This window comes from Streptococcus sp. Marseille-Q6504 (assembly GCF_965111625.1).
In genome coordinates this window covers 57,737-79,956 of sequence record NZ_CBCOON010000008.1, presented here as the reverse complement: position 1 = coordinate 79,956, position 22,220 = coordinate 57,737, and the positions used below count along the sequence as shown (strand labels likewise).

Here is a 22,220-nt window from a genome sequence, read left to right as displayed (position 1 = left end):
ATTCTTTTATCCCTATCTAAAAACTCTGTCCATATTTTTTCCCGAAGAATTTTGCTTGTAGGAAGGATTTTCCTTTTTGAATCAAGTCAATTTTCTCCATATAGATAAACGGTATCTCTTTTACCCGCAAATCTTGTTTTGCCAACCAAACATTGAACAAGCGTTCACTGATACGACCAAACAATCTAGCATCAAAAGCAGAATAGTCTGTAATATCCAATCTCTTATAGAGCTCATCAATAATCGGGAACAACCATTCACAGTAGGCTGCTACATTTTCTTTGGACATGATAAACATATTGAACATATAGCCACTGCGTTGTTTCATGACCTGATCAAAAGCATCGATATAGTCCGGTCTCAACTCGCTAACAATCTGGCGTGTTACGTCTAAATGATTGGCATCATGCGTATGTGCATAGTGTGAGTATAGCGTTTCAATGTAGTATTTCCGTTTTTTTGGAACGATTACATCACTTTCAGCCAACAAATCTTGCAGTTCTGATTTAGACAGGATAATATCATTCATATCAATCGTTTCACTATATGAGTGACGTTTTGCCGTGAAATAGCGACGATAGTGTACCAAACCAAGATAGTCACATTCTAAATTTTTCCACGCCCAATAAAGTCCAGTTAATTCGCAATAATAGGGGTTCAAACTTGAAATATTGTCTCCTTCATTATCACATTGGTATCCTAACTTTTCTTTCCCTTCACTACCAACATGGATAGGTAGGTAAAGATCAGTATCAGCAGGCATGGTAAATTGCTTGTGTGTTGCCACGATAATTTTATAATTCTTTGTCATTTTAACCCCCTTCATTTAGATTGAACTGTTTGCGCTAAAAAAGAAACCAAACACTAGCATCCTAGTTTCACAGAGTTCACCTAAGAAACTAGTTGACTCTTTTGCCATGCCTCTATTAGACTACTCAGATCATATAACTCTGGAAGCATATTTCACCATTTTAAAATGGTAAAACACCCTTTCCAAATTCTAAAACATGACTACCAGTATTTGATTTCGTATCATTTTCATTTTGAACTCATCAACAGATTATAAAATCCTAAAAAACTTATCTGTTCTTTAATGAGCCCCTTTTCCTAGCAAAACTTGCTTAATGGTTAATAAAAATATCTTTACATCCAATTTGAAAGATTGATTTCTAGGATAATATAATTCCATCTCGCAACGTTCAGGATAATAGACTTCACTTCTCCCAGAAACTTGCCACATACCTGTTATCCCTGGCTTCACTGAAAGCAGAAGTTTCTGTTCCTCTTCGGAATATTCTTCTAACTCCTTATCAAGGATTGGCCTAGGTCCTATAAAGCTCATCTCACCTCGCAAAACATTTATAAACTGAGGAAATTCATCAATACTCGTTTTTCTAATGAAATTCCCAATAATCGTTAAGCGTGGATCTTCGTTAGGAGGCAATTTGTAGCTATTGTCAATATATTTTTGATGTAACTCTTTATTGGCCAAGAGAATTTCTTCAGCATTTTCAACCATTGAACGAAACTTAATAATTTTAAATTTTTTCCCATTCAAACCTACTCGATACTGAGTAAAGAAAATGCTACCCTTATATCCTTTAGCTTTATATATGATGAAAATAATCAAGGAAGCTGGAAAGGCTAATACAACAGTTCCAACCAATCCAATAAAAAAGTCTGCAAGTTGCTTAAAACTTTTGTATAAGACTTCACTAATCTCCACTTAAACTTCACCTACTTTTCATATAATCTTCTTTTTAATATTTACTTTTTCTTATTTTTTCCCATAGGAACCGTAGTTCCCATATGATCCGTAAGAACCATATTTTTCAAGCTGAATATTAAATTTATTCAGAATAACTCCTAAGAATGGTGTTCCTGTTTGCTCTAACTGGTCTTTAGCTTTTTGAACTTCTCTCCGTTTTGTTGCAGAAGCTTCAGTTACCAGGATAGAGGCGTCGCATTTTTGTACGATAATAGCCGCATCAATGACAACACCTATAGGGGCTGTATCCACAATGATATAGTCAAAGTATTTGCGTAAAGTCTCAATCATTGCTTCAAATTTGTCACTTTGAAGAAGAGCAGTCGGGTTTGGTGAAACAGCTCCTGATTGAATGACAAACAAGTTTTCTACGTTTGTTTCACACAAACCATGAGATAAATCTTTGGTTCCTGATAAGTAGTCTGTCAAACCTGTAATTTTTTCTCTAGATTTAAAGACACCTGACATGACCGAATTACGAATATCGGCATCGATAAGGAGTGTCTTATAGCCTGCACGTGCGAATGCCCAAGCTATGTTGGTTGAAGTAGTCGACTTCCCTTCTCCAGGTCTAACTGAAGAAAGGGCAATCACTTTGAGACCATCTCCACTCAACTGGATATTGGTCCGTAATGCGTTATAATACTCCTCAGCTTTTTTTACAGAGTGTAATCGTTGTTCTGATAATTCTAACTTTGCCATATTTCCCTCTTTATTTTAATTTCTCAAGATTTGGAATAACACCTAAAAGTGAGATGTGCATCACTTCTTCGATATCTTCTGGACGCTTCACTCGATCATCCAACAATTCAACTAAAAGCACGATAACCGTGACGAATCCTACACCTGCTATAGTGGCCATCATTGTATTGCGACGAATGTTTGGTGAAGATGGCGATGTCGCTGGTCTTGCTTCCTCAAGTGTGGTTACATCCGACACTCTTGTTACAGAAATGATTTTCTGAGCAGCTACTTCTCTGAGTGCATTGGCGATACGACTCGCTTCCTCAGGTTTACCATCTCGAACCGAGATGGATACGATACGCGTATCTGCAGGAACTGTTACTGAAACTTTTCTTCCAAGAGTTTTGGCATCCATAGCTAAGCTTTGATCAGCCACCACTTTTTCAAGAACATCCTGAGAAAGGATGATCTCTCGGTAGTCTTTTACCAAGTATGAACCTGCCTGCAAGTCTTGGTTGGTCAAACCTGGCTTATCTGCTTGGTTACGATTGACTACGTAGATACGAGTGGTACTAGTATACTGTGGCTGGATCACAAATGAGCTATAAGCAAAAGCTGCTAGACCTGCTACTAGCGCAGCTAAGACAATGAGGAATTTTCGTTTCCATAGCACTTTTACCAATTGAAATACATCAATTTCAAATTTTTCTTGTTCTTTCATCATTTCTCCTAAATTATTTGGTCATTTATAATGTTTGATGGGTTTGTTTCAAAAAGTTCACGAGCTTTTCCTGCTCCGTATTTTTTAGCGATGAGTTCATAAGCTTCTCTCATATACGGTGGGCGATTATCCAAATTGTGCATATCGCTAGCCACTACATGGACTAAGTCCTTGTCCAAGAAATACCTAGCACGCTTTTTCATAAACTTGTAGGTATCTCCGAAAAGCCGTGGCTTTAAGACGCTCGAACTATTAATCTGCATATAGCAGCCCATATTGATGAGTTCTCTTACTTTTTTCTCATCGTTTTCCAAGGTGTGATAGCGCTCAATATGAGCAACCACAGGTGTAATCCCTAACATGAGAACTTTGGTCAAGGCGCTATGAATATCTCTGTAGGGTGTATTCATGCTAAACTCAATCAAGGCATAACGAGTGCCATTGAGTTTTGGGATGATGTTTTGTTCAAGTTTCTCTAAAACATCACTTGAAAAATAAATCTCAGCTCCGTACACGATGTTCAAATCCGGTGCGATTTCTTGAGCCAACTGTTTAACTTCGCTAAAATTAGCTGCAATTTTGTCTTCTGGTGTTTCAAACATTCCTTTTCTGCGATGAGAGGTGGAAACAATGGTTCGAACACCTTGTGCGTAAGCTTCCTCTAAGAGAGCCTTGCTCTCAGCTCTATTTTTAGGTCCATCGTCAACATCGAAAACAATATGTGAATGAATATCAATCATCTTATTTTCCTTCCATGGTATCTTTAATAGCCGTTTTAACAGCTTCCAAGCTAGTTGGGTCGATTTCTAACATGTAAAGATTGCTATCTGGCATAGCGTAAGACGGAAGACCCATACGACCAGTTCCTTTCAGATCTTGATTGGTTACTGTATATTTCCCTCCGCTTGCCAACTGAGTATTGACAAGACTTACCATTGTTTCTGGTGGCATATTGGTCTGAACTGAATCCTGCAAACCTTGAATGATGGCATCGTAATTTTTCAAGGCTTCTGCCGAAGTCATCTTCTGAATAATGGCTGTAATGACTTTTTGTTGGTTACGACCGCGATCTCCATCACCATTTGTCAAAGAGTAACGTTCACGGACAAAACCTAAAGCCATTTCTGAATCAAGGTGAATATTTCCAACCGGGTAGTGCTTGCCGTTTGTATGAGCAGTAAACTCTTGGTCATTATATACGTCAACGCCTCCAAGAAGGTCAATCAACTTCAAGAAAGAAGTGAAATTGAGACGGGCATAATAGTTCAAGTCGATACCATAAAGATTTTCTAAGGTATGGATAGAAGCATCTACTCCATAGATACCCGCATGCGTCAACTTATCGTTTTGGTTGTTTCCACCATCTGCAATAGGGACATAGGCATCTCGAGGAGTTGTCGTCAAGAGAATCTTCTTAGTATCTTGATTCACTGTCATGATGATATTGACATCTGAGCGCGAAACAGAACTGATAGGACCATATGTATCAATCCCGCTGATGTAGACATTGAAAGAATTTCCTGTAGCTACCTTAGGTGCTTCCACTTTCTTAGTCAAGTCCTTGGTATAGATTTTCTTGATCTTCTTAGCGTGGTCGGGATATTCCTGCTCAATCAGATTTTCATAAACACCGTTTAAAACAATTGCTTTGGTTTCTCCATCTAACAAACTCTTATAGGCCGCCAGGTAAGAAGAAGCTTCCTCAACTGTCAATTCCTTGTTTTGAGTTGTTTTAATGTCATCTATCAATTTTTGAATATTCTCAGCATCTGTTCCTGTTGGAGCAGTTACACTAGAAAGTTGAGAAACGTTATCGATTTCACTATCTGCTAGCACTGCCACACTCATAGAGTAGCTTGAATAATTTGAAGTTGCATTAAATTGATTGGCGAGTCCAACAAATCGATTTACAGCTACTAAAGCTACAGAGCTAAATAAAACCGAGAGCAATAGGACTATCAAGGTGAAGACCTTAGCTTTGCGCTTAACGATCAACAAGAGGGATAATAATGCTATGAGCACTAAAACTACTGCCAAGATAATATTAAAATAGCTGACCGCTAAAATCTGATATTTAAAAATCAAAAACAATAAAAAAGAAGCTAGAACAGCATAGATTAGTAACAAACCTATGTTTAAACTCTGCTGAAATTTACTAGATTTACTTTTTTTTATGCGTCTACTTTTCATGGAACACCTCTTCAAAACATTTTAATTTAATTATATCACAAAGTATCTCTAAAGGCTATCTACATTAGTCAAGGAAACGTTTTATTTTGAAAATGTATTTAGTGAGTGTATATTTATTAGCGCCTTTACTACATTTTATGTTTTCAAAAAACAACTAAAATAAAAATAGAGCTCTTAAAGAGCTCTATTTTTTAATTATTTAACGTGACTTTCGAATTCTTTTTGACTCTTTTCGACTGAGTTTTTACGTTCTTGTTCCCATTTGGCTTTAGCTTCATCAAATTGAGCAGTTGTTACGACTTCGGTTTGCAATTTCATGTACTTGTAGTTACTTCCAGTACCTTTGATTCCGACAAGTGAGTAACCTCGTGTAAATGGTGTCACACGTGTTACTGAAGCTCCACCACCGTTTGAATTTACAGGGAGCAATAGCGAACTATCAATCAGCCAAGCTTGTGCATCTGCATAATTTTCATAACGTTTGGATACGTCTGTATTTTCTGCATCTGCCGCTTTCAATTTTTGAGTATATTGGTTCAATCCGATACTTGTAATCTTATCAGTATCCTTACTTGGATCAAGTCCTAAAATCTTGAGATAGAATCCATCCTCAGCGTTGAAAGGATTGAGATAAGTCGATGGATCTTGGTAGTCTGCAGACCAACCATCCAAGTTCAAGTCATAGTCATGATCAGCTGTAGTTGGCGCTTGAAATGTCGCATTGGCATAATCTTCTGTTGAAATTTGAACGACATCAATCACTACATTTTCTGCCCCAAGAGTTGATTCGACAGATTGTTTAAGCGAATGAATCTTTGGAAGCAAGGTTTTATTAACTTGGTCTACAGGCAAGTCCAAATGGATTGGGAATGTCACACCTTGTGCTTCTAGTTCTTTTTTAGCCTCTGCAAACTGAGCTTGTGCTTTTTCTTTATTGAAGTAGCCGTCTTGAGCGTCTTCAAGATTCATATTTGACCACTGTGTACCATAGTTTACCAACTTAGATGAAACTGTCTCACCAAAAGTCTTGTCACCTACTTGCACGAAAGTTGGTGGCACAAGTGTGTTACGAAGAGTGTTTTTAGCTGCTTCTTCTCCATTAGACTGAGCCGAATAAGCTGTACGGTCAATGGCGAAGTTGATTGCTTGGCGGAAATTTTTATTTAAAATCGCAGCTTGGGTAGCTTGTTTTTGCTCATCACTAGTCTTAGCTGTATGATTGTATGTTTGGCGATTAACGTTAAAATTATAGTACCAAGAAGTCGCATCCTGCAAGCTATAGACGATGTTGTCCTTGTATTTTTCCTTTGTCTTAGCAAAGTTTGAACTATTTGGATAGACACCAGCAGACGAGTAGGCTCCGCTTTCGAAATTACGGATCGTCATATCTTGGTCAGAACCATCAACATAAGCCAACTTAACTCTTTCAATCGTCACTTTTTCTTGATCATAGTAATGAGGGTTCTTCATGTACTCAAGTGATGATTTTGATGTGAAATCTTTTAACAAATAAGGACCACTGTAGAGAATGCTGTCTGGTTTCAATTCCCCAAATTCTTTACCTTTAGAAGTCAAGAACTCTTCATTGACTGGAAAGAGGATACTATTAGTTGTTTTAGAGTTCCAGAATGGTTCTGGACGTGTCAAAGTGTATTGGACAGTGTAATCATCTACAGCTTTCACACCAACATTTGAAAAGTCAGTATTTGCGCCTGTCACATAATCATCTAATCCCTTAATTGAGTTCTGAATCAAATCGAGAGCTTGACTCTTGTTATCAGCTGCATACTTGATACCTGTGACGAAATCTTGTGCTTTAATTGGGGCGTATTCTTCCCCGTCAGCAGTGAACCATTTTGCATCTTGACGAAGTTTATAAGTGTAAGTCAAACCATCCTTTGAAACACTCCAATCTTCTGCAAGAGCAGGAATGAGATTTCCATAATTGTCGTTTTCAAGCAAACCGTCTACCAAGTTGGTTACAACAGCGGTATTATCACCAGAGTAGTCCAACAGGTAGTTGAAGGTTGTTGGATCGGCACCAAATGTTGACGAGTAGGTTTTAACATCTGATGCTGACTTCCCACACGCTGTCAATAAGACCGCCGCAGCAAGCGTCAACCCCGCTCCAATCAGTCGTTTTTTGAGTTTCATGATTCATTTTCTCCTTATATGTTAGGTTTTATGACATAAGTCTATTTTATCAAATTTCACCCCAAAAGTAAAGTTATTTAATTATTTGCCCTCTCGTCATTATATGAAAAAAAGAAAGAAATCCCGCATAAAATCAAGATTTCTTTCATCGTTGTTTAAGATTATTTAACGTGGTTCGCTAACTCTTTTTGATATTTAGCGTTTGTTTCAAGTTTCTCTTTTTGCCATTTCTTAAGAGCTTCTTCGTATTCTTTAGTGGTTACAATATCATTTTGCAACTCTAAACCTTTAAATACAAACGGATCTCCCTTGATACCAACTTGAGAGTAGGCTTTCGAAAATGGTACTGTACGACTCACGGTCGGAGAACCTCCTGAAGATGCTACAGGAATGAGAAGTGAGCTATCAGATACCCAAGCCTGTGCTTTAGCATATTTTTCATAGCGTTTGTTAAGGTCGGTTGTTTCTGATGCTGCATCATCCAAGAGTTTCTTGTACTCATCAAGTCCAACTTGAGCCATGACTTCTGGATCTTTACCTTTTGTGATACCCAAGTGTTTAAGGGCAGAACCCTTCTTAGCATCCAAGATATTTAGATAGGTAGCTGGATCTTGATAGTCTGGTCCCCAACCAGTTCCATTCAAGTCATAGTCTTTTTGAGAAGGAACCTTAGCTTGAGAAGTAATACTCATTTTCTCATTATCTGTCATTTGAAGCACATCGATAACGACATTTTCAGTTCCAAGCGCTGCTTCGACAGATTGTTTGAGGGAGTTGGTTTGTTGAACAGCAATGACATCTGTCTGTTCAACTGGAATATCCAAATGGATTGGGAAAGTTACACCTTTAGCTTGCAATTCTGACTTGGCTTTTTCAAAGGCAGCTTTTGCTTTTGTTGGATTGTAAATAGTGTCTTTACCATCTGTCAAAGCTACATCTTTCCACTGGTCTCCGTATGTTACCAGTTGTTCTTGAGCCAATTCACCGAAGGTCTTTTCACCAACCTGAACATAGTCGTAAGGCACAAGGCTGGTACGAATAATCTTGTCTGCACCTTCTTCACCATTCATCTGTGCAGAGTAAGAATGACGGTCAAGAGCAAAGTTGATTGCCTGGCGGAAGTTTTTATTGAGAACCGCTTCTTTTGTAGAAGTTTTTTGTGCTTCATCCGTCTTTGCAGTTTTATTGTAAGACTGACGATTCACGTTGAAAGTAAAGTAATAGCTGGTCGCTTCTTGCGGACTATAGACAATCTTATCCCCGTATTCTTGCTTAGTTGAATCAAAGTTTGAACTTGTTGGGAAGAGACGAGCTGTTGTATAGGCTCCTGATGAGAAACTACGAATCAATGATTCTTGGTCAGATCCATCATAGAAAGTAAGTTTGACGTGGTCAATCTTAACATTGTCTTTATCCCAATAATTTGGATTTTTTTCGTACTCGATCACTGATTTTGAAGTGAAGTTCTTCAAAATATATGGTCCATTATAGAGAATACCTGAAGGTGTTGCTGCACCATAATCTTTACCTTGAGAATTCAGGAATTCTTCATTAACTGGGAGCATAGTCGCTGTTGTTACCTTGGAATTCCAGAAGCTTTCTGGTTGATTCAAGGTGTATTGAACAGTGTAGTCGTCAATTGCTTTAACTCCAACTGTTGAAAAGTCATTGCTTTCCCCACTGACATATTCTGCTAAACCTTTGATAGAATCTTGGATCAGACTTAAGCCATCTGACTTACCATCAGCAGCATGTTTCAAACCAGTCACAAAGTCTTGAGCCTTGACCTCGGCGTACTCTTCACCTTCAGAAGTATACCATTTGACACCTTTACGTAGTTTGTAAGTATAGGTCAAACCGTCTTGTGAAACCGACCAGTCTTCAGCAAGAGATGGAATCAAGTTTCCGTATTTGTCATTTTCCAAGAGTCCGTCGACCAAGTTAGCGATGACGTCTGATGTTGAACTTTTACTAGTAACGCTATAGTCCAATGTTGATGGATCAATGGCATATACGTATGAAAATGTTGTAGGAGCATCTGCTTTTTTCTCTGTCTTTCCACAAGCCGCTAAAAGAAGAGCTGCACTCATCGTTATCCCTGCTACTGCGAGCAACTTTTTCGATTTCATCGGTATTCTCCTTTAAAATACTATTTTTCACCATTATACCCTATTTTTTTATAAAAGCAAGGGTTTTCATGCAATTTTTTAGAAAATTCAAAATAATATTTTTTTAAGAAATTTCTACACTTATTTTAGAAAAAACTCAAGCATCTTTGATACTTGAGTTTTTTAGGTTTAATTGGCCAATTCGATACAGAATGCATCCCAAGGAGCCAAGGTCTGTATAGCTAAAGCTGCTTCTACTGAGGTATTTTCAATCAAGACAGATGTGATTGATTCTTCAACTGCAAACTCTTGCTTTTGGTTGGACAAGTTAGCCACAACTAGGAAACGGCGTTCCCCGTCCTTGCGAATATAGGCAAAAACTTTCTCAGCCGTTTCTAATAATTCAAAGTCAGCTTGAACCAGCCAGCTGTTTTCTTTGCGAATCTGAACTAATTTTTGATAAGTATAGAAGATGGAATCTGGATTTGCTAAAGCCTCTTCTACATTAATCTTCGCATAGTTTGGATTGACTCCTAACCATGGTTTAGCGCTTGAAAATCCAGCGTAGTCTGTAGTATCCCACTGCATTGGGGTACGCGCATTATCGCGTCCAATCACACGAATGCTATCCATAATTTGCTCTAGTGGTACACCTTGTTCTAGCGCTTCTTTGGCATAGTTGAGGGATTCAATATCTTCTACTTGCTCCAAACTTTCAAATGGGAAATTGGTCATCCCAATCTCCTCACCTTGGTAGATATAAGGAGTCCCTCTCATAAGATGAAGCAAGATTGCATACGCTTTAGCCGATTTTTCGCGGTATTCTCGGTCATTTCCCCAGATAGAGACGATTCGAGGGAGGTCATGGTTGTTCCAGAAGAGGGAATTCCAGCCATCCTCAACTCCTAATTCTGTCTGCCATTTGTTGAAAATCTCTTTTAATTTCCCTACATTTAGCTCTTTTTGGTAGTGCCACTTAGGTTGTCCTTCCTGATACTGAAGACAGATATGTTCAAATTGGAAGACCATAGACAGTTCTTGACCTTCTGGATTCGAATATTTCTTGGCTTCTTCTGGATTTGCTCCCCAAGTCTCCCCTACTGTCAAGAGCTCTTTGTCGCCGAAAGTAGCCTGATTCATTTCCTTGAGATAGGGATGGAGCATAGGACCATTGTTGACAATCTTCTGATCAGGAATTTTCCCAATCATGTCAATAACGTCCATACGGAATCCACCAATCCCTTTATCAATCCAGAAATTCATCATTTCATAGATTTTTTGGCGGAGCTCTTCATTTTCCCAGTTAAGGTCTGGTTGTTTCTTACTGAAAAAGTGCAGATAATATTGGCCAGACTTTTCATCGTATTCCCATGCAGAACCACTAAAAGTAGAGGTTAAATCATTGGGTTTATCTCGCCAAATATAGTAGTCACGTTCGGGGCTTTGAGGATTTTCACGCGCTTCAATAAACCAAGCATGCTCATCGGATGTATGATTGACAACCAAGTCCATGATGATTCGAATATCTCGTTTTTTGGCTTCAGCAATGAGCTCGTCCATGTCTTCCATAGTTCCAAAGATAGAAGCGATGTCTTGATAATTGGCAATATCATAGCCATTGTCATCCATAGGGCTATCATAAACTGGTGAAAGCCAAATTGCTGTAATTCCAAGCTTAGCTAGATAATCTAACTTGCTAGTAATTCCAGGTAAATCACCAATCCCATCTCCATTACTATCCTTGAAGCTTTTAGGGTAGACTTGATAGACAACTGCATTATGCCACCATTTTTCTTGCATATTTTCACCTCTTTTAAATTCACTTTACTCCATCATAGACTTTTTTTATGATTTGTGCAAGCGTTTGCGTTATCTTTTTTCTTACTTTTATTACTCTGTAGTTTCTTATCTTCTATTTTTTTTATATAATAGAAAATAGAGGTAAAAAAATGAAAAAACAAGCTTTTAGTTCTGAAAAATATCTAAATTTACAACGCGACCATATTTTGGAGCGTATTAACCAGTTTGACGGCAAACTTTACTTGGAGTTTGGAGGCAAGATGTTGGAGGACTTCCACGCTGCCCGTGTCCTTCCTGGCTATGAGCCGGATAACAAAATCAAACTCTTACAAGAGTTGAAAGAACAAGTCGAGGTTGTTATTGCCATTAACGCTAGCAATATCGAGCACTCAAAAGCTCGTGGTGACTTGGGTATTTCTTACGACCAAGAAGTGCTTCGTTTGATTGACAAATTTAACGAACTTGGTATCTTTGTTGGCTCTGTCGTTATCACACAATACGCCGGTCAACCTGCTGCAGATACCTTCCGTAATCAATTAGCTAAAAATGGGATCGACTCTTATCTCCACTACCCAATCAAGGGTTATCCGACAGATATGGACCATATCATCTCTCCTGAAGGTATGGGGAAAAACGACTATATCAAAACGAGTCGCAATTTAATTGTCGTGACTGCTCCTGGACCTGGATCAGGTAAGTTGGCAACTTGTATGTCCAACATGTACCACGACCAACTGAATGGTATCAAATCTGGTTATGCTAAGTTTGAAACCTTCCCAGTTTGGAATCTACCTCTCCATCATCCAGTTAACCTGGCTTATGAGGCTGCTACAGCAGACCTTGATGATATCAACATGATTGACCCATTCCATCTCCAAACTTACGGAGAAACTACTGTCAACTACAATCGTGATATCGAGATTTTCCCTGTTCTCAAGCGTATGCTCGAACGTATCTTGGGTGAATCTCCTTATGCATCTCCAACTGACATGGGTGTAAATATGGTTGGTTTTGCAATCACTGATAACGACGCTGCAATCGAAGCATCGAAACAAGAAATTATCCGTCGCTACTACCAAACAGTTCTCGACTTCAAGGCTGAAAAAGTTGCTGAATCTGCTGTCAAGAAAATCGAACTTCTCATGAATGATCTCGGCATCACGCCAGCTGACCGTAAGGTTGCTGTTGCCGCTCGACAAAAAGCTGAAGAAACAGATGGACCTGCTCTAGCACTTGAGTTACCTTCTGGTGAAATCGTCACTGGTAAGAATTCAGAACTCTTTGGTCCGACAGCTGCTGCCGTAATCAATGCAATCAAGAAGTCAGCGAACATCGATGCCGAAACAAAATTAATTGAACCAGAAGTGGTGAAACCAATCCAAGGTTTGAAAATCAATCACTTAGGTAGTCGCAATCCACGTCTTCATTCTAATGAGATTCTTATCGCTCTGGCAATCACAGCTATGCAGAATCCTGATGCAGACCGCGCTATGAAAGAACTCGGAAATCTCAAAGGTAGCGAAGCTCATTCTACGATTATCTTAACAGATGAAGACAAGAACGTTCTCCGTAAATTGGGAATTAACGTAACCTTTGATCCATACTACCAATACGATCGTTTATATCGTAAGTAGATTGAAGACTCGTAAGAACTTCATATCAAGCATCACCCCTCCTCGATAGATTTCGAATCTCTCTTAAGGGGTGGCTTTCTTTTATGCTAGAATTCTGATAATCTTCGGTTATCTTCTTTTCTAATTATTCTAACATTACTTCGGGAGTTTATTTATAATGAGAGAATTACTCAGCCAAAAAGAGCAAAGGCAATTAAAGGTTTTAGAATATTTGTTTGAAAATCCTGACTGGATTTACCTAGATGATTTATCTAAGATCATTGGCTACAATGCTCGCATCATCAAGAGTGATATCAAGGATTTACGCGAAGTCTTCCCAGACTTTGATATCAGACACTCAACTGCAGGGATTATGATGGTGAATGTACAAAATAATGGTATTGAGCGAATCTACCAATATTTTTTACAGACATCTGATTATTTCCAAATTTTAAAAGCTTTCTTCCTCTTGAACAGCCCCTTTACCTATGAACATCTGGCCGAATCTTTGGATATTTCCCTTCCTTCTTTGCGTAAGAAGGTTGCAGATATCAATAAGATTCTTGACGGAACCTACCGCTTCAAGCTCAAGGTAACCCCTATCTCTATTATTGGTGATGAAAAAGATATTCGATTTTTCTTCTCCCAATATTTCCATGAAGCATATAGCTTTTTAGAATGGCCCTTCACAGAAATCAAAGAAGCAGACATTGATAGCTTTGTTTCCTTCTTTATCAATTTGGCAAAATTCCCTGCAAAATATCAAAACCTCTACCAAATCAGAACTCAGGCTACAGTCGATTTGCACCGAATGAAGAGAGGTTATTTTGTTCGTTTCCCAAAACAGACCACTTCCTGGTTGAGCCCTATCTACGACCAACTCTCTAATTTTCAGCATCAGTTACAAAACTTGGCCCAAGGGCTCAATGTTGAAGTCACCCCTGAAAACCTTAATCAGATTTTCAGTCCCTTTGCTGAGCCTGGTCTTTTCTTTACAGTCGAAGATTTCCTAGAGGCTCGTCAGTCTTACGAACAAGTCGATCGTTCCTATCATGCTGCGCGAGACATCCTAGACAACTTAACTCGAAGATTTGGTGTTCAATTTTCAAATACGGATACCTTGATTTGGAACCTGCACAACACTGCCTTGCTTGAGCGAAGAGAAATCAACTCCGAATCGATCATTTCACAAAACAAGGATTATACGCTTGGAAAAATTAAAAAATTCTTCCCTAAATTTTATGAAGCAACTGTCTTTGAAATGATGCGATACAAAAACATTATGGGACAAAAGGAGAAGACTCCTGCCCTTTCTCACCTGATTTACACCCTGTTTACCCACGCTGAAGGGCTTACAGATCAATTATTTGAACATAAAAAGAAAGTCAAGGTCTTAGTTCTGAGTGAGTATGACTTTGCCCACCCACAATTCTTGATTTCTCTCTACGAATTCCATACTTCAAATAACATCCAGTATGAAACTTGGGATAAAGAAACCCTTAACATCGAAGAAATCATGGATAGTGACTACGATGCTATTATCACTAATTTTGATATCAAAGGCCTCGAAGACATGCTCGTCATTAATATCAGTCGACTATCTATCCTGCAAGTTGTCAACGAACTCAATAAGATTTCTATGCAAGATTTATAAATTTAAAAACCTCCTAGAAAATATCTAGGAGGTTTTTGTAAATCTATGTTTTCTCTAAAGAATCATGAACCAATCACATTATTCAAAATCAACAGTATTATTCTTAATCACAAGCTTGGTATGAGCTGTTATATATTGTCGGTCAAGGGTTGTTGTAACTTCCCCTTCACCATTTATAATATGCCAAGCTCCATCTTTATGAACAACCATAGCAACTTCTTGTTTGTTTTTATCTTCATTCTTAACAGCCAAGGCATAGGCGTCATCGACCCCTTCTAGCAAGAGTTCTTTGTTGCTACTGAGTGTCAGTAGATAATAGGCTCCGTCTCGAACACCAATATCGTATTGTTGATTCACAAATATGGTTTTGTCGTAGCTAGGTCTTGGTTCAGAAGTTCCTGATCCATTTCCAAGGATACCCTTAAAAGTATCCTTTTGCTTTTCTGCCTCAGCCTGTTCTTGGGATTTGATAAATTCCTGAACTGCAGCAATCTTTTCACTCTCTTGTTTCTTTGAAGCTCTCATTTGATGAATCACTACAGTCCGAATCAAAAATGAACTTGCAAACAAGAGTCCTATGATAGATGAAATTTTCCCCTTTTTCATTTCCGCTCCAATCTCCTTATACTTCACTATTAACTACTTTTCTATAGTATAACAAGATTTTGCTAGGTTGACAAGAAATGTTGGAATTCAGCAACAGGACTTCCTTATTCTACCGTTACAGACTTAGCAAGGTTCCGTGGTTTGTCCACATCAAGTCCACGGTGAAGGGTTGCAAAGTAAGCGACTAGTTGCGTTGGTACGACCATTGAGATTGGTGAGAGGTAAGGGTGAACGGTCGTAAGAACGATATCGTCTGTATCTTTGGCAACATTTTCTTCTGCGATTGTAAGGACCTTAGCGCCACGCGCTGCCACTTCTTGGATATTTCCACGAGTGTGGTTGGCAAGGACTGGGTCTGACAAGAGAGCTAAAACTGGTGTCCCCTCTTCAATCAAGGCAATTGTTCCATGCTTGAGTTCTCCAGCCGCAAAACCTTCACACTGGATATAAGAAATCTCTTTGAGTTTGAGACTAGCTTCCATGGCTACATAGTAGTCTTGGCCACGTCCGATGTAAAAGGCGTTGCGTGTTGTTTCAAGAAGGTCACGAACCTTACTATCAATTAATTCTTTTTCTGAAAGGGTTGATTCGATAGACTGAGCCACGATAGACAACTCGTGAACCAGGTCAAAGGCTTGCGCTTTAGCATTCCCATTTGCTTCACCGACTGCTTTTGCAAGGAAGGCAAGGGCTGCGATTTGCGCAGTATATGCCTTGGTTGATGCTACAGCAATTTCAGGACCTGCATGAAGAAGCATAGTATGGTTGGCTTCACGAGAAAGAGTAGATCCTGGCACATTTGTCACTGTCAAGCTTGGGATTCCCATTTCATTGGCCTTGACCAAAACCTGACGGCTATCAGCTGTTTCACCAGATTGACTGATAAAGATGAAGAGCGGTTTCTGGCTGAGAAGTGGCATTCCGTAACCCCACTCAGAAGAGATTCCAAGTTCAACTGGTGTATCTGTCAATTCTTCTAGCATCTTCTTAGAAGCAAATCCTGCGTGGTAAGATGTTCCAGCTGCAAGGATGTAGATACGGTCTGCCTCTTGAACAGCCTTGATGATAGCTGGGTCTACTACTACTTGACCAGCCTCATCAGTATAGGCTTGAATCAACTTACGCATCACCGTTGGTTGCTCATCGATTTCCTTGAGCATGTAGTAAGGATAAGTTCCCTTACCGATATCTGACAAGTCAAGTTCAGCAGTGTAGCTAGCACGCTCACGGTTATTGCCATCATAGTCTTGCACTTGGACGCTATCAGCTTTCACGATTACCAACTCTTGGTCATGGATTTCCATGTATTGGTTGGTTTCACGAATCATAGCCATGGCATCTGAACAGACCATGTTGTAGCCATCCCCAAGACCAATCAAGAGTGGTGATTTATTTTTCGCTACATAGATAACATCTGGATTTTCAGAGTCGATCAAGGCAAAGGCATAAGAACCACGGATGATATGAAGAGCTTTTTTGAAGGCTTCAAGTACTGACAAGCCGTCTTCTTCCGCAAATTTTCCAATCAAGTGAACGGCGATTTCTGTATCTGTTTGTCCCTTGAAATGGTGACCTGCAAGGTAGTCTTCCTTGATTTCAAGATAGTTTTCGATCACCCCATTGTGGACCAAGACAAAACGTCCTGTCTCAGAGCGATGTGGGTGAGCATTGTCTTCTGTTGGTTTACCGTGAGTGGCCCAACGAGTATGTCCAATACCAGTTGTCCCCTCAACGCCAGCAGTCTTAGCAGACAATTCTGCAATACGACCAACAGCCTTCACCAAATGGTTTTCAGCACCACCTAGGACAAAAATTCCCGCCGAATCATAACCACGGTATTCGAGCTTTTCAAGTCCTTGAATCAAAATATCAGTTGCATTTGTGTTTCCAACAACACCAACAATTCCACACATAGTATATACGACACAGGCAAGCTGTGCTTTCTCCTTATCGAAATTGGTATAGTCTGATTTTATGTTTTTAGAATCAGTGAAAACAGTATATACTTGTTTCTTTCACTTGTCAAGAATAAAAATTGGTATAGCTCAATTGTTTTTAAACAGCAAACAAAAAACCATTCAAGAAATAGCTCTTGAACGGCTTAGAAATATAGCTAATCAACTGATATCCATACCCTATCTAACACTAGATATCATAGTTTATCTTTTCTCACTCCTCGCAGCCAATTATTGATTAGGGTGGATGGGATAGGCACTTTCAAAAGTATCCACTATCTCTACTAAACAATCATCCAGATAGGCCATAGCTTGATTTCTGATTGGAGCAGGAATTCCATAGTAGGCTTGCGCAAGACCTCCACAGATAGCAGCGATGGTGTCGCTATCTCCTCCGATGGAAATAGCATTTCTGATAGCATCTTCAAAATCTTGTGACTCGAAAAAGGCTTGGAAGGCCTGAGGAACCGAACCTTGACAAGTCACATCAAAGCTATAGTCCTCACGAATTTGGTCCAGGGTAAAGTCCATGGAATAGTAGTTTTTATCGATGTAGTCTCTGATTTCAAGGCGGCTAGAACCAGTTCTAGCCAAGAAGATAGCTACTGCAACTGCTTCTGCACCTTTTAGTCCCTCAGGATGGTCATGACTCACTTCTGTCACTGCTTGGGACAAAGCCTTTGCCTGCTCTATGCTATCTGCCGCGAAACCGACAGGGCTAATTCTCATGGCAGATCCATTCCCATAACTCCCATAGGGTTGAGGATCATCTGAAAAGATCCAGTAGAAAAAATGACCGCCATAGCCACAATTTGGATATTGTCTCCCTATCTCTTGCATGTATTTCACTGCATTTTTCGAGAGTTGACTCCAGTCTTCCCTACTAGCCAATAAGGCTTTAGCAACCGCCAAAGTCATAACACTATCGTCCGTCGGGCAAGAATCACGAGTGAACAAATCAAACTCTTTACTTTTATGATTATCCGCCTCAAATCGGGAACCAATAATATCTCCAATAACTGCTCCTAGCATAAGCTACCCCCTAGAAGTTTTTCTCCTGTCCACAGGTAATACTTCATGAATTTCCTTCATTATACCATGTTTACTAATGTTTCGGTATTTCCTATACAATCTACGGGCACTTTTGTTTCAGTCCAAGATAGGTATAGGTTCGAGTACGTGGACAATCTTTTTCCATCTTCACTCTAAAATAAAACCGATGTTCCCTACCGTCCTTGGCATTTTCCTTGTTCAAGACAAAGTAGTCTTTTTGGTTGATAGCCATGGTTCGTAGAATGTCATCAATCAAGAAAGTCAAGGGTACATTCATGGCAGAGTATTTTTGGAAATCTTCCTCAAAACGAATATAGTCATCTGAAAAATAATCCATCTGCAATTTGTTTTCATATAACTCTTTTCTAGTCATCAACTTCCTCCTGACACAGTTGGATGGCGAGAATATCATCTAGCCTGATTAATCGATAGCCTTCATCCGTTCTAACAGAGATTTCTTGAGGAGATAATTCTCTTACCTCACCCACTATCGTGCTTTTATGATTTTTCTCCTTGACCACAAAAGAGCCTTTTAGTCGTCCAACGTAGAGCTGGGAAAGCAGCAACAACTTCTCGACTGGATTCAAATCTGTCGATAAATCCACACGATTTTTTTCTGCACTGAGTGAACTGGTATGCTCCGATAGAAAAAAGCCCATCCACTTCTGCATGCCTGGATCCTGATAATCCCTCGCGGATTGGAAGGGCAAATAAGAGCGATCAATCATTTTAATCCATCTAATCCTCCAGCAGAGTGCCCTCCAATCAGCTTACTTCTGGCAATACTTCTCGATGCATCCTCTAAGGCAGTTGCCTTCAAAAGGGAAGTAAAGCCGAATTGTTCTCGAATAGAATCAATGGCAATCTGGAGCCTTTCTTCTTTTTCTAGCTTGTCAACATCATCAAAAAGGGAAATCATCGCAAAGGATTCATCCACAAATCCTGAATAACTAACGGCAACACTTCTGACAGCTCCAGAAGTATATTTGCTATGGAATAGTTTCAGTACATAACTGACTAAAAGGCCGGTGTTATTGGTCGGCTCCACCTTCATCTGGGTATGGATGGAGCGTTTTTGTTCCTGCTTAGAAAACCCAAGATGAATAGACACAACTGTAGTCTTTTTTTTGGCCCGTCGAAGCCTGACAGCCACCTGTTCAGCCATCTCTCGAAGGATAATTTCGATGTCTCGCTGTTTGACATAGTCTCTCGGTAAAATTTGCGAATTGCCTAAGCCGTGAGATTTGGCTTTATAGGGCTTGTGAACATTACTCTCGTCTATTCCATTGGCATGGAACCACAAACGAAGTCCAGCTTGCCCAAGTTCTTTCTTCAGGGCATCAGGATTGCTATTAGCTAATTCCTTAATCGAATAGATTTCTAAGCTATTCAAGCGTTTCTCCATCCGATGCCCAATCCCCCAAAAGTCGGTCATCTTTGGAATGGACCAGACCTTATCTTCCACGTCCTGGTAAGACCAATTGGCTCGCATGGTCGGTGTGTGCTTGGCTTCATTATCCAAGGCTAACTTAGCAAGCAGAGGATTGGCATTCGACATACCGACTGTCGAGTAAATCCCCGTCTGCCGCCAGATATCTCTCTGGATACGAGCCGAAAGCATGTCCAGCTTATCTCTACGAGAAATCTGCTGGTCCGGGACAAAATAATTGAGCGAACTGGTTAGATCAATAAAGCCTTCATCAATTGAATAAGGATAAATATCATCTGGACTGCCATAATTCTGGAAAATGCGCTGAATTTCCATGTTGACTGCGATATACTTATCCATCCGAGGAGGGACAATGACGGTCACCCGAGCCCAATCTTCGATAAATTTCACATAGTCCGGGTCTGTCCGTAAGCCTTGTTTTTTGGCATTACAGTAGGAAAATTTACGCGTCTTAATATCAAAGGGCAGGTCATAGGCACGTCCGACATTTGCTTTCCCAAAAACCTTTTTAAACATAGGCGAGGAGGCAAGGATAAGCCCAACAGAATTATCCGCCCGGCTCATGACACAAAGGGAGGTTTTGAGGGGATGGAGTCCTCTTTCTACACACTCAACGCTAGCATAAAAGGACTTCATATCGACAAAGGCAATATCACTTTTGGGCTCTCTGGAATAATCAAAGTAGCCCATAGGCTATCCCTCCATGGGTACGAAATTGCCCACGATAATACCCACAATCCGCGGATCTTCTTCGTAAGAAATATGAATATCCTTGTATTTAGGATTGATAGAGACCAAACGTAAGCCATCTTCTTCTCGATAGACACGTTTGATATAGGTCTGGTTATTGCAAACCACTGCATAGACAGCGCCATCATAATCAAATCCAGTCTCTCGAATCAGAGCTACTGAACCATTTTGATATTTGGGTTCCATGGAATCTCCAGAGACCCATGAAGCAAAATCGTGAGCTAGTTCTTCATTAAAGTAAACCGTGTCAAAGTTTCGATCATCATAAACTGAAGCACCGATACCAGCCGACATGCGTTCATAGACATGATACTCGTAGAGTTTTTCTGAAATAGCCGTCACCTTCTTGGCTTGTTCTTCTTGAGCCAAGTTGCGAGCATAGACTATCACCTTTTCTTTTCCTTTGTTGGAAAGGCTATTATAGAGGCGGACAATTTCGATTTGGGTGAAATAGCCTTTTGGTACTTTTAAAATTTCTTCTAGTTGTGAAACTTTTTCTTTGGAAGGTTCCTTGACTCCACGTTCCCAAGCTGAATAAGCCTGAAAACTAATCCCAAGCTGCTCTGCAATCTCTTTTTGTGTTAGCTTTAACTCTTTTCTCCGAGCCTTGAGTTTTTCTGGTTGGTACATGACTTCCCTCCTAGTGTGATGTTTTCATCGTAGGTTGACTCTAATTTAAAATTCAACCATTTCGGTTTAGTTTTATTATATAAAAAAAGTAGACAAATGTCTACTGGGAAAATCAATTTTTAAACCCTACTTGCTTCATCTTCATAAAGTGATAACGACTCACAAATAAAGAAGAAAACCATCTCATCAACTCTGAGATGGTTAATCATTTAGTCTACTTTATAAAAAACTTGTTCTGATCTGGTTGGAGCAGATTGACCAGCAATAAGCCTATTTTTAGTTAAATCAGTATCTAACCCATCCATAATAAGTCCAGCAGGATAAATACTCATTCCATACCCTGAGATACCATCTCTAATACTGAATTCAATCGTTCCATGGCTCCCTATGCGCACTTTTTCAATATTTCCACTGTTTACTAGTCCATTTTTATCGAATGTAAACTCTTGACCGAGTCCATTTCTCCAAGTTCCAACTAGAGTAGAGTAATCTCCATTGAGAATAGCTTGCTCATCTAGTTTTTGTGATCTAGCATTCGTTTGCTCTTCTTGTGTCGAGAGTTTTTCCTCAGTAGTCGTAACACTATCTTGAGTAGTCGTTGAACTAGTGGTTGTTATACTAGTCGCTGTCGTACTAGTAGTAGAAACCTGTTCTGTTGTAGCATTTACTGCTTCTGCATCTTGCTTCTTATGATTAAAGAAGAACATAAAACTTATCAGTACTATAGCAATTAAGGAACTTAACAGAATCAAAATCCAATTGATGCCTTTTCCTATTTTCATTTATAACTCCTTTAAATTATTCGTATTTAATTATATCATACTAAACTGATACTAGGAAGAAATTGTATAAGACAAAGACTAGTGGTGAGAATTTTGGGGTGAACTCTCTATTGAGGATTAAAAAAGAACACCCCGAAAGGTGCTCTTTGTAAGTACAGTAATTCTTTCGAAGAACGTTTTGAGTGCAGTGGTTGCCATCCAATCAAACATCGCTTCGCTTGTTTTCTTGGGGCAACTGTGCATAGCATATCTCTATGCGACTAAAGTCGCTAGAGCTATCCTAATTGCGCACCGCCAGTTCT

The 22,220-nt window shown here is 39.5% G+C and carries 19 protein-coding genes; 2 read left to right on the top strand and 17 right to left on the bottom strand.

Going from position 1 to position 22,220, the window contains the following annotated elements:
- Nucleotides 1-16 precede the first annotated feature (16 nt).
- The 9 genes from ACWPUA_RS07750 to ACWPUA_RS07710 all read right to left on the bottom strand — a co-directional run bounded on the left by ACWPUA_RS07750 (nt 17) and on the right by ACWPUA_RS07710 (nt 11,425).
- On the bottom strand, nt 17-811 hold the full coding sequence (locus tag ACWPUA_RS07750) for a DUF4422 domain-containing protein (protein ID WP_254724916.1): 795 nt from the start codon (nt 809-811) through the stop codon (nt 17-19).
- A gap of 279 nt (nt 812-1,090) precedes the next feature.
- Complete coding sequence (locus ACWPUA_RS07745) at nt 1,091-1,726, bottom strand: sugar transferase (protein WP_036756069.1); 636 nt, start codon at nt 1,724-1,726, stop codon at nt 1,091-1,093.
- A gap of 51 nt (nt 1,727-1,777) precedes the next feature.
- Nucleotides 1,778-2,470 (bottom strand): tyrosine-protein kinase, encoded by a 693-nt coding sequence (locus ACWPUA_RS07740; RefSeq protein ID WP_006149526.1) that lies wholly within the window; start codon nt 2,468-2,470, stop codon nt 1,778-1,780.
- A 10-nt stretch (nt 2,471-2,480) separates the two neighbouring features.
- Nucleotides 2,481-3,173, bottom strand: a complete 693-nt coding sequence (locus tag ACWPUA_RS07735) for a CspC family polysaccharide chain length determinant protein (RefSeq protein ID WP_006152932.1) — start codon at nt 3,171-3,173, stop codon at nt 2,481-2,483.
- Nucleotides 3,174-3,181: 8 nt separating this feature from the next.
- Nucleotides 3,182-3,913, bottom strand: a complete 732-nt coding sequence (gene cps4B, locus ACWPUA_RS07730) for a capsular polysaccharide biosynthesis protein Cps4B (protein ID WP_006153030.1) — start codon at nt 3,911-3,913, stop codon at nt 3,182-3,184.
- 1 nt (nt 3,914) lies between these two features.
- Nucleotides 3,915-5,363: an LCP family glycopolymer transferase CpsA gene (gene cpsA / locus ACWPUA_RS07725; RefSeq protein WP_414271977.1), complete on the bottom strand. Its 1,449-nt coding sequence runs from the start codon at nt 5,361-5,363 to the stop codon at nt 3,915-3,917.
- A 195-nt stretch (nt 5,364-5,558) separates the two neighbouring features.
- Nucleotides 5,559-7,517, bottom strand: a complete 1,959-nt coding sequence (locus ACWPUA_RS07720; RefSeq protein ID WP_454380171.1) for a peptide ABC transporter substrate-binding protein — start codon at nt 7,515-7,517, stop codon at nt 5,559-5,561.
- 161 nt (nt 7,518-7,678) lie between these two features.
- The gene (locus ACWPUA_RS07715) at nt 7,679-9,646 is read right to left on the bottom strand and encodes a peptide ABC transporter substrate-binding protein (protein WP_454380169.1); all 1,968 of its coding nucleotides are present in this window, start codon (nt 9,644-9,646) and stop codon (nt 7,679-7,681) included.
- Nucleotides 9,647-9,814: 168 nt separating this feature from the next.
- Entirely contained in the window at nt 9,815-11,425 is a 1,611-nt protein-coding gene (locus ACWPUA_RS07710) for a glycoside hydrolase family 13 protein (RefSeq protein WP_454380167.1), read from the bottom strand.
- Between the two features lie 149 nt (nt 11,426-11,574).
- On the opposite strand from ACWPUA_RS07710, the gene ACWPUA_RS07705 reads away from it, so the two are divergent.
- The gene (locus tag ACWPUA_RS07705) at nt 11,575-13,059 is read left to right on the top strand and encodes a DUF1846 domain-containing protein (protein ID WP_454380165.1); all 1,485 of its coding nucleotides are present in this window, start codon (nt 11,575-11,577) and stop codon (nt 13,057-13,059) included.
- Between the two features lie 157 nt (nt 13,060-13,216).
- Nucleotides 13,217-14,692 (top strand): M protein trans-acting positive regulator PRD domain-containing protein, encoded by a 1,476-nt coding sequence (locus ACWPUA_RS07700; protein WP_454380163.1) that lies wholly within the window; start codon nt 13,217-13,219, stop codon nt 14,690-14,692.
- Between the two features lie 78 nt (nt 14,693-14,770).
- On the opposite strand, the gene ACWPUA_RS07695 is transcribed toward ACWPUA_RS07700, so the two are convergent.
- From ACWPUA_RS07695 to ACWPUA_RS07660, 8 genes are all read right to left on the bottom strand, one after another.
- Nucleotides 14,771-15,298 carry a hypothetical protein gene (locus ACWPUA_RS07695; protein ID WP_454380161.1) on the bottom strand — a complete coding sequence of 176 codons (528 nt, stop codon included), beginning with the start codon at nt 15,296-15,298 and terminating at the stop codon, nt 14,771-14,773.
- Between the two features lie 104 nt (nt 15,299-15,402).
- A complete protein-coding gene (gene glmS / locus ACWPUA_RS07690) occupies nt 15,403-17,211 on the bottom strand; it encodes a glutamine--fructose-6-phosphate transaminase (isomerizing) (protein ID WP_454380159.1) in 1,809 nt (602 codons plus the stop codon).
- A gap of 273 nt (nt 17,212-17,484) precedes the next feature.
- Nucleotides 17,485-18,285 carry an ADP-ribosylglycohydrolase family protein gene (locus tag ACWPUA_RS07685; protein WP_454380157.1) on the bottom strand — a complete coding sequence of 267 codons (801 nt, stop codon included), beginning with the start codon at nt 18,283-18,285 and terminating at the stop codon, nt 17,485-17,487.
- 100 nt (nt 18,286-18,385) lie between these two features.
- Nucleotides 18,386-18,679 carry a DUF5960 family protein gene (locus ACWPUA_RS07680; RefSeq protein ID WP_414271983.1) on the bottom strand — a complete coding sequence of 98 codons (294 nt, stop codon included), beginning with the start codon at nt 18,677-18,679 and terminating at the stop codon, nt 18,386-18,388.
- Nucleotides 18,672-19,034, bottom strand: a complete 363-nt coding sequence (locus ACWPUA_RS07675; protein ID WP_454380154.1) for a hypothetical protein — start codon at nt 19,032-19,034, stop codon at nt 18,672-18,674. The genes ACWPUA_RS07680 and ACWPUA_RS07675 overlap by 8 nt, the downstream gene beginning before the upstream one ends.
- Nucleotides 19,031-20,446, bottom strand: a complete 1,416-nt coding sequence (locus ACWPUA_RS07670) for a Y-family DNA polymerase (protein ID WP_454380152.1) — start codon at nt 20,444-20,446, stop codon at nt 19,031-19,033. Before ACWPUA_RS07670 ends, ACWPUA_RS07675 begins: the two co-directional genes overlap by 4 nt.
- 3 nt (nt 20,447-20,449) lie before the next feature.
- Complete coding sequence (locus ACWPUA_RS07665; protein ID WP_454380150.1) at nt 20,450-21,136, bottom strand: XRE family transcriptional regulator; 687 nt, start codon at nt 21,134-21,136, stop codon at nt 20,450-20,452.
- Between the two features lie 209 nt (nt 21,137-21,345).
- Nucleotides 21,346-21,843, bottom strand: a complete 498-nt coding sequence (locus ACWPUA_RS07660; protein ID WP_454380148.1) for a DUF6287 domain-containing protein — start codon at nt 21,841-21,843, stop codon at nt 21,346-21,348.
- Between the last annotated feature and the right edge of the window lie 377 nt (nt 21,844-22,220).

What these genes read in the sequence shown, in the direction of transcription:
- ACWPUA_RS07695 (WP_454380161.1), bottom strand. Translation starts at nt 15,298, where the DNA reads ATGAAAAAGGGGAAAATTTCATCTATCATAGGACTCTTGTTTGCAAGT.
- ACWPUA_RS07740 (WP_006149526.1), bottom strand. Translation starts at nt 2,470, where the DNA reads ATGGCAAAGTTAGAATTATCAGAACAACGATTACACTCTGTAAAAAAA.
- ACWPUA_RS07660 (WP_454380148.1), bottom strand. Translation starts at nt 21,843, where the DNA reads ATGTTCTTCTTTAATCATAAGAAGCAAGATGCAGAAGCAGTAAATGCT.
- ACWPUA_RS07735 (WP_006152932.1), bottom strand. Translation starts at nt 3,173, where the DNA reads ATGAAAGAACAAGAAAAATTTGAAATTGATGTATTTCAATTGGTAAAA.
- ACWPUA_RS07700 (WP_454380163.1), top strand. Translation starts at nt 13,217, where the DNA reads ATGAGAGAATTACTCAGCCAAAAAGAGCAAAGGCAATTAAAGGTTTTA.
- ACWPUA_RS07720 (WP_454380171.1), bottom strand. Translation starts at nt 7,517, where the DNA reads ATGAAACTCAAAAAACGACTGATTGGAGCGGGGTTGACGCTTGCTGCG.
- ACWPUA_RS07675 (WP_454380154.1), bottom strand. Translation starts at nt 19,034, where the DNA reads ATGATTGATCGCTCTTATTTGCCCTTCCAATCCGCGAGGGATTATCAG.
- ACWPUA_RS07685 (WP_454380157.1), bottom strand. Translation starts at nt 18,285, where the DNA reads ATGCTAGGAGCAGTTATTGGAGATATTATTGGTTCCCGATTTGAGGCG.
- ACWPUA_RS07680 (WP_414271983.1), bottom strand. Translation starts at nt 18,679, where the DNA reads ATGACTAGAAAAGAGTTATATGAAAACAAATTGCAGATGGATTATTTT.
- ACWPUA_RS07750 (WP_254724916.1), bottom strand. Translation starts at nt 811, where the DNA reads ATGACAAAGAATTATAAAATTATCGTGGCAACACACAAGCAATTTACC.
- ACWPUA_RS07715 (WP_454380169.1), bottom strand. Translation starts at nt 9,646, where the DNA reads ATGAAATCGAAAAAGTTGCTCGCAGTAGCAGGGATAACGATGAGTGCA.
- ACWPUA_RS07710 (WP_454380167.1), bottom strand. Translation starts at nt 11,425, where the DNA reads ATGCAAGAAAAATGGTGGCATAATGCAGTTGTCTATCAAGTCTACCCT.
- ACWPUA_RS07705 (WP_454380165.1), top strand. Translation starts at nt 11,575, where the DNA reads ATGAAAAAACAAGCTTTTAGTTCTGAAAAATATCTAAATTTACAACGC.
- glmS (WP_454380159.1), bottom strand. Translation starts at nt 17,211, where the DNA reads ATGTGTGGAATTGTTGGTGTTGTTGGAAACACAAATGCAACTGATATT.
- ACWPUA_RS07665 (WP_454380150.1), bottom strand. Translation starts at nt 21,136, where the DNA reads ATGTACCAACCAGAAAAACTCAAGGCTCGGAGAAAAGAGTTAAAGCTA.
- cps4B (WP_006153030.1), bottom strand. Translation starts at nt 3,913, where the DNA reads ATGATTGATATTCATTCACATATTGTTTTCGATGTTGACGATGGACCT.
- ACWPUA_RS07670 (WP_454380152.1), bottom strand. Translation starts at nt 20,446, where the DNA reads ATGGGCTACTTTGATTATTCCAGAGAGCCCAAAAGTGATATTGCCTTT.
- cpsA (WP_414271977.1), bottom strand. Translation starts at nt 5,363, where the DNA reads ATGAAAAGTAGACGCATAAAAAAAAGTAAATCTAGTAAATTTCAGCAG.